The organism is Thiothrix eikelboomii (genome assembly GCF_900167255.1).
GTDB lineage: Bacteria > Pseudomonadota > Gammaproteobacteria > Thiotrichales > Thiotrichaceae > Thiolinea > Thiolinea eikelboomii.
Genome location: NZ_FUYB01000041.1, coordinates 1 through 7,182, shown reverse-complemented (window position 1 = coordinate 7,182; position 7,182 = coordinate 1). Strand labels below are relative to the sequence as shown.

The window sequence follows — 7,182 nt, the reverse complement described above, 5'->3', positions numbered from 1 at the left end:
GACGCTTCCAAGCGGGTTTCAACCCGCTTCACGATGCGCTGGGCAGTCGATTCATGGACCTGATAGCTCAAACCTAAGTGGAACAACGTGCGGTACTCTCGCCAGTAACCTAGGGTCAATAATAGTTGATCCTCTAGGCTTAACGGGCTGGGGCGACCCGACTTCTTCTTCGTCAACTCGCCTGCTTTGAGCACTTCAAGCAGTTCGTGAAAGAGTGGCAGGGGGATTCCTACTCCGCGTTTGAACGCCGAGGGGGGTAGAGTTTTCAGGGTTAGGTAGTTCATTCTTAACTTTATAGGCGAAAATGACTACTTTCGCAAGAGGTCTAGTTTATTATTTTAAACTTATTAGGAAATCATCTATATCCCTGATTGCTAATTCTGCAAATTATAGGAAGATACTCCCGTAATTGACAGGATTAGCCATGTTGAATTGAGCAGAGTCAGGAAAAGGTGCTACAGGGTATTGTGTTTTACTCAGGTAAACGAGTGCTGCCATTTGGGGAAAAGGATGGAGTTAAGTTGTGGGCTGTAGTGTTTGGGGTGTTAATCGGGTAAAAACGGAATGGTGGCCTGTTTGCAGGTGGCTCAGATCACCCCTTTAATTTTTAACTGAGCCTGCTGGGCTGCATCTAAACCTAAATATTCGGTTAATACTTGTTGAGTATGTTGGCCTAATAAAGGTGGGGCCGTGGTTGCATTTAAAGCTTGATCATCAAAGCGAATCGGATTGCTCACTAATTTCACCTGACCTGCTTCAGGGTGTGGCAGCTGGATTTCGAGTTGACGATGCTGCACTTGTGGGTCAGCAAAAACCTGATCGAGGGTATTGATCGGTCCACAAGGAACTCCCACGGATTCTAAAGCAGCTAACCATTGCTCCGTTGTCCGTTGTTGTAATAGGGGTAGGAGTAAGGGGATCAAGGCTTGGCGATGATCTACCCGTAGCGCATTAGTCAAAAAGCGCTCATCGCTGGCTAAGGCTGGGCAACCGGCTACTGCACAGAAACGCTGAAACTGAGCGTCATTACCTACGGCTAAAATCAAATGACCATCTTGAGTCGCAAACGCTTGATAAGGAACAATATTCGGATGCGCATTGCCTAAGCGTGGTGGCACTTGGCCTGAAGTTAAATAATTCAAAGCTTGATTGGCTAAAACCCCGACTTGTACATCTAAGAGTGCTAAGTCGATCTGCGTGCCACGCCCGGTTTGCTGGCGTTGAAATAGGGCAGCCAGAATGGCATTCGCGGCATACAGCCCAGTAAAAATATCTGCAAAAGCCACACCTACTTTAACTGGACCACCGCCGAGTTCTGAATCAGCGCGACCTGTTAAACTCATTAAGCCGCCCATCCCTTGAATCATAAAATCATAGCCTGCGCGCTGAGCATAAGGTCCATTTTGCCCAAAGCCAGTGATGGAGCAGTAAATTAAATCTGGTTTAAGGGCGGATAAACTAGCGTAGTCGAGTTGATATTTCTGTAAGCCACCGACTTTAAAGTTTTCTAGGACAACATCGCATTGTTTAACCAGCTCGTGTAACAAGGCTTGGCCTTCGGGTTGAGCCATATCAATCGTGACCGATTGCTTACCGCGATTAGCACTTAAATAATAGGCGGATTCTTGGGAGTGCTCTAGCCACGGCGGCCCCCAGCGACGGGTATCATCGCCTTCATTGGGCTTCTCGATTTTGATGACCTCCGCTCCCATATCGGCAAGCTGCTGGCTGCACCAAGGTCCGGCTAAAATACGGGAAAGATCAAGAACGCGAACACCGTGTAGTGGTTTTAGAGACATGAAAACACCTGTCAAAAAGGATGGCTACCTGAGCCTAATGGTAAACTGATGGGTCGACATCATGAAGGATTAGTTTCTAAAAGAGTTAGTTTTCTCCAGCATGGAAACAGATTCCCGAGCGAACGCAAGCCTATTGGCATTTATCTTCAGTTTCGCGTATATTCCCGACAAAATCACTAGGTTATTGTAGAGGTGAGAGTCATGGATGCAGCTGAGCAACAACTAGCTGAATTAGCTCAAGTAGGCTATGAGGCTGGTTTCGTTTCCAATATTGAATCAGAAACTGTACCACCGGGGTTGGATGAGTCGGTCATTCGCTATATTTCTGCGCGTAAAAATGAGCCGGAATTCATGCTCGAATGGCGGCTACAAGCCTATCAGAAGTGGTTGGAAATGGAAGAGCCAGACTGGGCGCATTTGCAGTATACTCCGATCGACTATCAGTCTATCTCTTATTTTTCTGCCCCTAAATCAGCGGCTGATGCCCCCAAAAGTTTAGATGAAGTTGATCCAGAGCTATTACGGGTGTATGCAAAGCTTGGTATTCCATTAGAAGAGCAGAAGCTACTCGCCGGTGTCGCTGTCGATGCAGTCTTTGATAGTGTTTCGGTTGCTACCACTTTCCGTAAGCAACTCGCTGAGGCCGGTGTGATTTTTTGCTCGATTTCTGAGGCGATGCGTGAGCATCCTGAGCTAATTAAAAAGTATCTAGGTACGGTAGTGCCACAAACGGATAATTATTTTGCTGCGCTCAATGCTGCCGTGTTCACTGATGGCACTTTTGTTTATATCCCTGAAAATACACGCTGTCCAATGGAGCTGTCGACGTATTTTCGGATTAATGAGCGGAATACAGGGCAATTTGAGCGGACTTTAATTATTGCCGATAAAGGCAGTTATGTGAGCTATTTAGAAGGCTGCACTGCACCGCAACGCGATGAAAATCAATTGCACGCTGCTGTGGTTGAGTTGATCGCTTTGGAAGATGCTTATATCAAATACTCTACCGTGCAGAATTGGTATCCGGGCGATGAAAACGGCAAAGGGGGGATTTATAATTTTGTGACCAAGCGCGGTGTCTGTGCGGGTGATCGTGCGCGGATTTCTTGGACTCAAGTTGAGACAGGCTCGGCGATTACTTGGAAATATCCAAGTTGTGTTTTAAAAGGCGATGATTCGATTGGTGAGTTTTATTCAGTAGCGGTGACGCGGGGTGCACAACAGGCGGATACTGGCACTAAGATGTTCCATATCGGCAAAAATACGACCAGCACGATAGTCTCTAAAGGTATTTCAGCGGATCGGGGGCAGAATGCTTATCGTGGCTTGGTGCGGATGAATAAAGGGGCGGAAAATGGACGCAATCATACCCAATGTGATTCCTTATTGATTGGCGATAAATGCGGTGCACATACCTTTCCGTATATTGAAGTGGCGAATCCAACCGCTAAAGTAGAGCACGAAGCCACGACCTCTAAGATTGGTGAGGATCAATTATTCTATTGTCGTCAGCGTGGTCTATCCGAAGAAGATGCGGTGTCGATGATTGTGAATGGTTTTTGTAAAGAAGTATTCAATGAGCTACCGATGGAGTTTGCGGTCGAAGCACGCAAATTGCTCGCGATTAGTTTAGAAGGCGCAGTCGGTTAATCAAGGAACAAGCATGTTATCAATTAAAGATTTACAAGCCAGCATCAATGGCAAGGAAATTCTCAAAGGTTTAAGCCTCGAGATGGGGGCGGGTGAAGTGCACGCCATTATGGGACCTAATGGTTCGGGCAAAAGTACGCTGTCTAAAGTTCTAGCAGGGCGCGAAGAATATGAAGTGACTAGCGGCACAGTTACCTATCAAGGGGTCAACCTGTTAGAGCTGTCACCCGAAGAGCGTGCTCATCAAGGTATTTTCATGGCTTTTCAATATCCGGTGGAATTGCCGGGGGTGAATAATACGTATTTCATGCAAGCCTCGTTAAATGCAATTCGTAAAGCACGGGGTGAGCCTGAATTAAACTCCCTGAATTTCATGAAACTAGTGCGTACTAAATTAAAAGCTTTGGAAATGGATGAGAGTTTATTAAAGCGCGCGGTGAATACAGGGTTTTCGGGCGGGGAGATGAAACGCAATGAAATTCTCCAAATGACTTTGCTTGAGCCTAGGTTGTCGATTTTAGATGAAACTGATTCGGGTTTGGATATTGATGCTTTGCGTATGGTCTCAATGGGCGTGAATAGTTTGCGTAGCCCTGAGCGCTCCATGTTGGTGATTACGCATTATCAGCGCTTACTTGATTATATCCAGCCCGATTATGTACATGTTTTAAGTGGTGGGCGGATTATTCGTTCCGGTGATAAGTCCTTAGCTTTAGAGCTAGAAGAAAAAGGCTATGGCTGGCTGCAAGAGGAGGCTGCAGCATGAGTGCTGCTTTAAACCATTATCAAGCATTAGCGGCGGCTGCCCCGCAAACGCATGCTTATCAAGCGATCGGTAGGGAGCGCTTAAGCTTAGTCGAGTTGCCGAATCGCAAGCAAGAGGCTTGGCGTTATACACCCTTAGCGCCCGTACTCGATCATCAGTTTACTGCAGCTAGTCGCGAAGAGGGTTTATTAGAGCCTGAAGATATTGCGTCTTTGCGTGTTACGCCCGCCGATCATGTGTGTATCGTGTTGCTGAATGGCTTTTTTATGCCAGAGCTGTCGACTTTACCTCCGCAAGTGGGTTTAGAGGTTTTGGATTTAGAACAAGCTATCCAGCACTCGGCTATTGGTATTGAGCGTTTAGGGAGTTTGAGTGGGGCCTGTTTAGATTTATTTGGTGCGGTGAATGCGGCTTTAACGGGGTCAGGTGCTTATCTGCGGGTAACGGAAAAACTCACTCAGCCTGTCGAAATAATTCATCTCAATTACAGCTTTGAAAGTGAAGTGTTGAGTAATCCGCGTGTGCTGGTGCAAGTAGCGGCGAATGCGCGCTTAAATCTGATTGAGCAGCATGCGCAGTTTGCTGACCTTTTGAGTATGTCGAATGGGGTCACTGAAATCTTTTTAAGCGAAGGTGCGCAATTACTGCATCCGCGCTTGCAACATGACAGTGTACGCACGCGGCATTTAAGTCATTTGTATGTGCAGCAAGCCGCTACGAGTGTGTATAAAGGAACGAGTTTGGCTTTGGGCAGTGCTTGGTCACGCACTGAGTTTCATCTTGATTTTGTGGGTGAGCATGCCCATTGTGAATTAAATGGCTTCTATTTAGCGGGTGAGCAGCAAATGCAAGCTATGCATTTGGATGTGCTGCATTCCGTGCCGAATTGTACTAGCCGTGAAACCTTTAAAGGCATTTTATACGGTCATGGCAAAGGCGTGTTTGATGGCAATATTCTCGTGAAAAAAGACGCACAAAAAACGGATGCGCGCCTCAGTAACGATAATTTGTTGCTCTCGCGGGAGGCAGAAATTGATACCAAGCCGCGTTTAGAAATTTATGCGGATGATGTGCAATGTAGCCACGGCACGACGGTCGGGCAGATTGATCCTGAAATGCTGTTTTATTTACGAGCGCGTGGGATTCCAAAAGCAGAGGCAACCAGTCTGATTTGCCAAGGCTTTGCGGCGGAGTTGATTGCACATTGTGAATATCCAGCCTTAGAAGCTAAAGCCTTAAGTATTTTGCAAGAACGCTTAGCGCCTGTGGCTGCGAAGCTTTAGGAGGGACAGATGTTTAAATTATCGCGCTTGAATAAGGCACAAAAAGCCGAGCAGTTTGATGATGAAAACGCGGCCCGTCGTGCTTGGCTGAAGGATGAGATTATTGCGGCGATTCGCCAAGTCTATGACCCAGAAATTCCGGTGAATGTGTATGATCTGGGGTTAATTTATCGCCTCGACATCGACGAGAATAATAATGTTGAGATTGATATGACCCTCACTAGCCCGGCTTGCCCAGTAGCAGGTAGTTTGCCGGGCTTAGTAGAAACAGCCGCACGTTCTAAAATCGAAGTGAATGAGGTGAATGTGAATTTGGTCTGGGATCCGCCTTGGGGTAAAGAGCGTATGAGCGAAGAGGCTTTGTTAGCCTTGGATATGTATTAGGAGTTGAAAATGATTAATGTGACTGAAAAGGCGGCGGCGCATATTCGCCAGCAATTAGATAAACGTGGCAATGCGGTGGGTATGCGTTTAGGGGTACGTAAAAGCGGTTGCACGGGTTTTATGTATGTGGTTGATTATGTGGATCAATTGGGTGCAAATGATCAGGTATATGATCAGCATGGTATTAAGGTAGTGGTGGATACTGAGAGCTTGCCCTATTTAGAGGGGACAGAAATTGATTATGTCCGCAGCAATGCTTTAAATCAGGGTTTGGAGTTTAGAAACCCGAATGTAAAAGATGCCTGCGGCTGTGGCGAATCCTTTAACGTATAAAAGCAGACAGCATGACCGAAATTGATGAAATCGCTAGCGACTTTGAGTTTTTGGATGATTGGGAACAGCGCTATCAATATTTAACTGAATTAGGTGAAGCACTGCCAGAAATGCCCGAAGCTGAAAAAATTGAAGCGAATCGGGTGAAAGCTTGCATGAGTAAAGTCTGGGTGCGCGCCCATTGGGATGCACAAGATGCCAGTAAAATTGTCTTCAATGGCGATTGTGATACCGCGATTATTAAAGGCGTGGTTGCGCTATTAGTCCAGTTGTTTTCGGGCAAAACGCCAGCGGCTATTTTGGCGATGGATGTGGATGGTTTATTCGAACGCCTGCAACTAGCAGAGAACTTAAGCCCTAATCGGCATGTGGGTGTGTATGCGATTGTGGATGTGATGACGGGGCAGGTGGAGAGTCTAAAAGCTTGAGATAAAAGCTGTAGTTTAGTGTTGCCGTATCTCTGGTATATCCTGCCAGTTTTTTATACGATCTGCTGTTAGCGTATGAGCAGCCTAAAGCCTCGATTACGCGCTTACAAACAGGCGACTACAATCTTGCCAAGCATACCCATACAACGCTATGGAAAAAAAAGGTTTATTTTTGCTATGAAGTTAATAGTGATTTACATGCGCTGATTGATCTTGCCAAACAAGATAAAGAAATTATTAGGCATAGTCCGCGATTTCTGATTGGTCATGTATTTAACCAGTTGAACGAGTGTCTAGCGATATACTCACCGACGACCTTATCATGTACCTCGACCGACCTAGAAAAACAAATCGTCTTCCGCGCTAAGCGCTTTAAATGAGTTCTCAAGTTCAAATTCTGTCGCTCAATGCTCTGAGTGTAACGTTTAGTGATGAGATGTTGATCCTCTGGCAGTAACCGTTCATAAGCCCCCCAATCATCGGTGCAATACAAGCGAAAGGTGAATCGCTCTAATAAGCCAAGCAGTTGCTTCAAGCAC

Annotated in this window: 9 protein-coding genes; 6 read left to right on the top strand and 3 right to left on the bottom strand. The window is 46.2% G+C overall.

The window, feature by feature from the left end; all coding sequences use genetic code 11:
• Together B5D50_RS19760 and B5D50_RS19755 are read right to left on the bottom strand one after the other, a co-directional pair.
• A partial coding sequence (locus B5D50_RS19760; protein ID WP_143594439.1) for a helix-turn-helix domain-containing protein occupies window positions 1-284 on the bottom strand: 284 nt, incomplete at its 3' end.
• Between the two features lie 303 nt (window positions 285-587).
• Complete coding sequence (locus tag B5D50_RS19755) at window positions 588-1,799, bottom strand: CaiB/BaiF CoA transferase family protein (RefSeq protein WP_078924365.1); 1,212 nt, start codon at window positions 1,797-1,799, stop codon at window positions 588-590.
• A 201-nt stretch (window positions 1,800-2,000) separates the two neighbouring features.
• Here B5D50_RS19755 and sufB point away from each other — a divergent pair, with 201 nt between their 5' ends.
• From sufB to B5D50_RS19725, 6 genes are read left to right on the top strand one after another with little or no spacing between them, the layout of a single operon-like run.
• Complete coding sequence (gene sufB, locus B5D50_RS19750) at window positions 2,001-3,449, top strand: Fe-S cluster assembly protein SufB (protein ID WP_078924364.1); 1,449 nt, start codon at window positions 2,001-2,003, stop codon at window positions 3,447-3,449.
• 13 nt (window positions 3,450-3,462) lie between these two features.
• A complete protein-coding gene (sufC, locus tag B5D50_RS19745; RefSeq protein ID WP_078924363.1) occupies window positions 3,463-4,215 on the top strand; it encodes a Fe-S cluster assembly ATPase SufC in 753 nt (250 codons plus the stop codon).
• Window positions 4,212-5,498 (top strand): Fe-S cluster assembly protein SufD, encoded by a 1,287-nt coding sequence (sufD, locus tag B5D50_RS19740; RefSeq protein ID WP_078924362.1) that lies wholly within the window; start codon window positions 4,212-4,214, stop codon window positions 5,496-5,498. Before sufC ends, sufD begins: the two co-directional genes overlap by 4 nt.
• A gap of 9 nt (window positions 5,499-5,507) precedes the next feature.
• Window positions 5,508-5,882, top strand: coding sequence for a DUF59 domain-containing protein (locus B5D50_RS19735; RefSeq protein WP_078924361.1), 375 nt, complete (start codon window positions 5,508-5,510; stop codon window positions 5,880-5,882).
• A 9-nt stretch (window positions 5,883-5,891) separates the two neighbouring features.
• Window positions 5,892-6,215, top strand: coding sequence for a HesB/IscA family protein (locus tag B5D50_RS19730; protein ID WP_078924359.1), 324 nt, complete (start codon window positions 5,892-5,894; stop codon window positions 6,213-6,215).
• A gap of 11 nt (window positions 6,216-6,226) precedes the next feature.
• Window positions 6,227-6,643, top strand: a complete 417-nt coding sequence (locus tag B5D50_RS19725) for a SufE family protein (RefSeq protein WP_078924358.1) — start codon at window positions 6,227-6,229, stop codon at window positions 6,641-6,643.
• Between the two features lie 265 nt (window positions 6,644-6,908).
• Here B5D50_RS19725 and B5D50_RS19720 read toward each other — a convergent pair.
• Window positions 6,909-7,182 (bottom strand): IS1 family transposase (locus B5D50_RS19720; RefSeq protein ID WP_234975943.1); only part of this gene is annotated, 274 nt, incomplete at its 5' end.

What these genes read in the sequence shown, in the direction of transcription:
- sufC (WP_078924363.1), top strand. Translation starts at nt 3,463, where the DNA reads ATGTTATCAATTAAAGATTTACAAGCCAGCATCAATGGCAAGGAAATT.
- B5D50_RS19755 (WP_078924365.1), bottom strand. Translation starts at nt 1,799, where the DNA reads ATGTCTCTAAAACCACTACACGGTGTTCGCGTTCTTGATCTTTCCCGT.
- sufD (WP_078924362.1), top strand. Translation starts at nt 4,212, where the DNA reads ATGAGTGCTGCTTTAAACCATTATCAAGCATTAGCGGCGGCTGCCCCG.
- B5D50_RS19730 (WP_078924359.1), top strand. Translation starts at nt 5,892, where the DNA reads ATGATTAATGTGACTGAAAAGGCGGCGGCGCATATTCGCCAGCAATTA.
- B5D50_RS19735 (WP_078924361.1), top strand. Translation starts at nt 5,508, where the DNA reads ATGTTTAAATTATCGCGCTTGAATAAGGCACAAAAAGCCGAGCAGTTT.
- B5D50_RS19725 (WP_078924358.1), top strand. Translation starts at nt 6,227, where the DNA reads ATGACCGAAATTGATGAAATCGCTAGCGACTTTGAGTTTTTGGATGAT.
- sufB (WP_078924364.1), top strand. Translation starts at nt 2,001, where the DNA reads ATGGATGCAGCTGAGCAACAACTAGCTGAATTAGCTCAAGTAGGCTAT.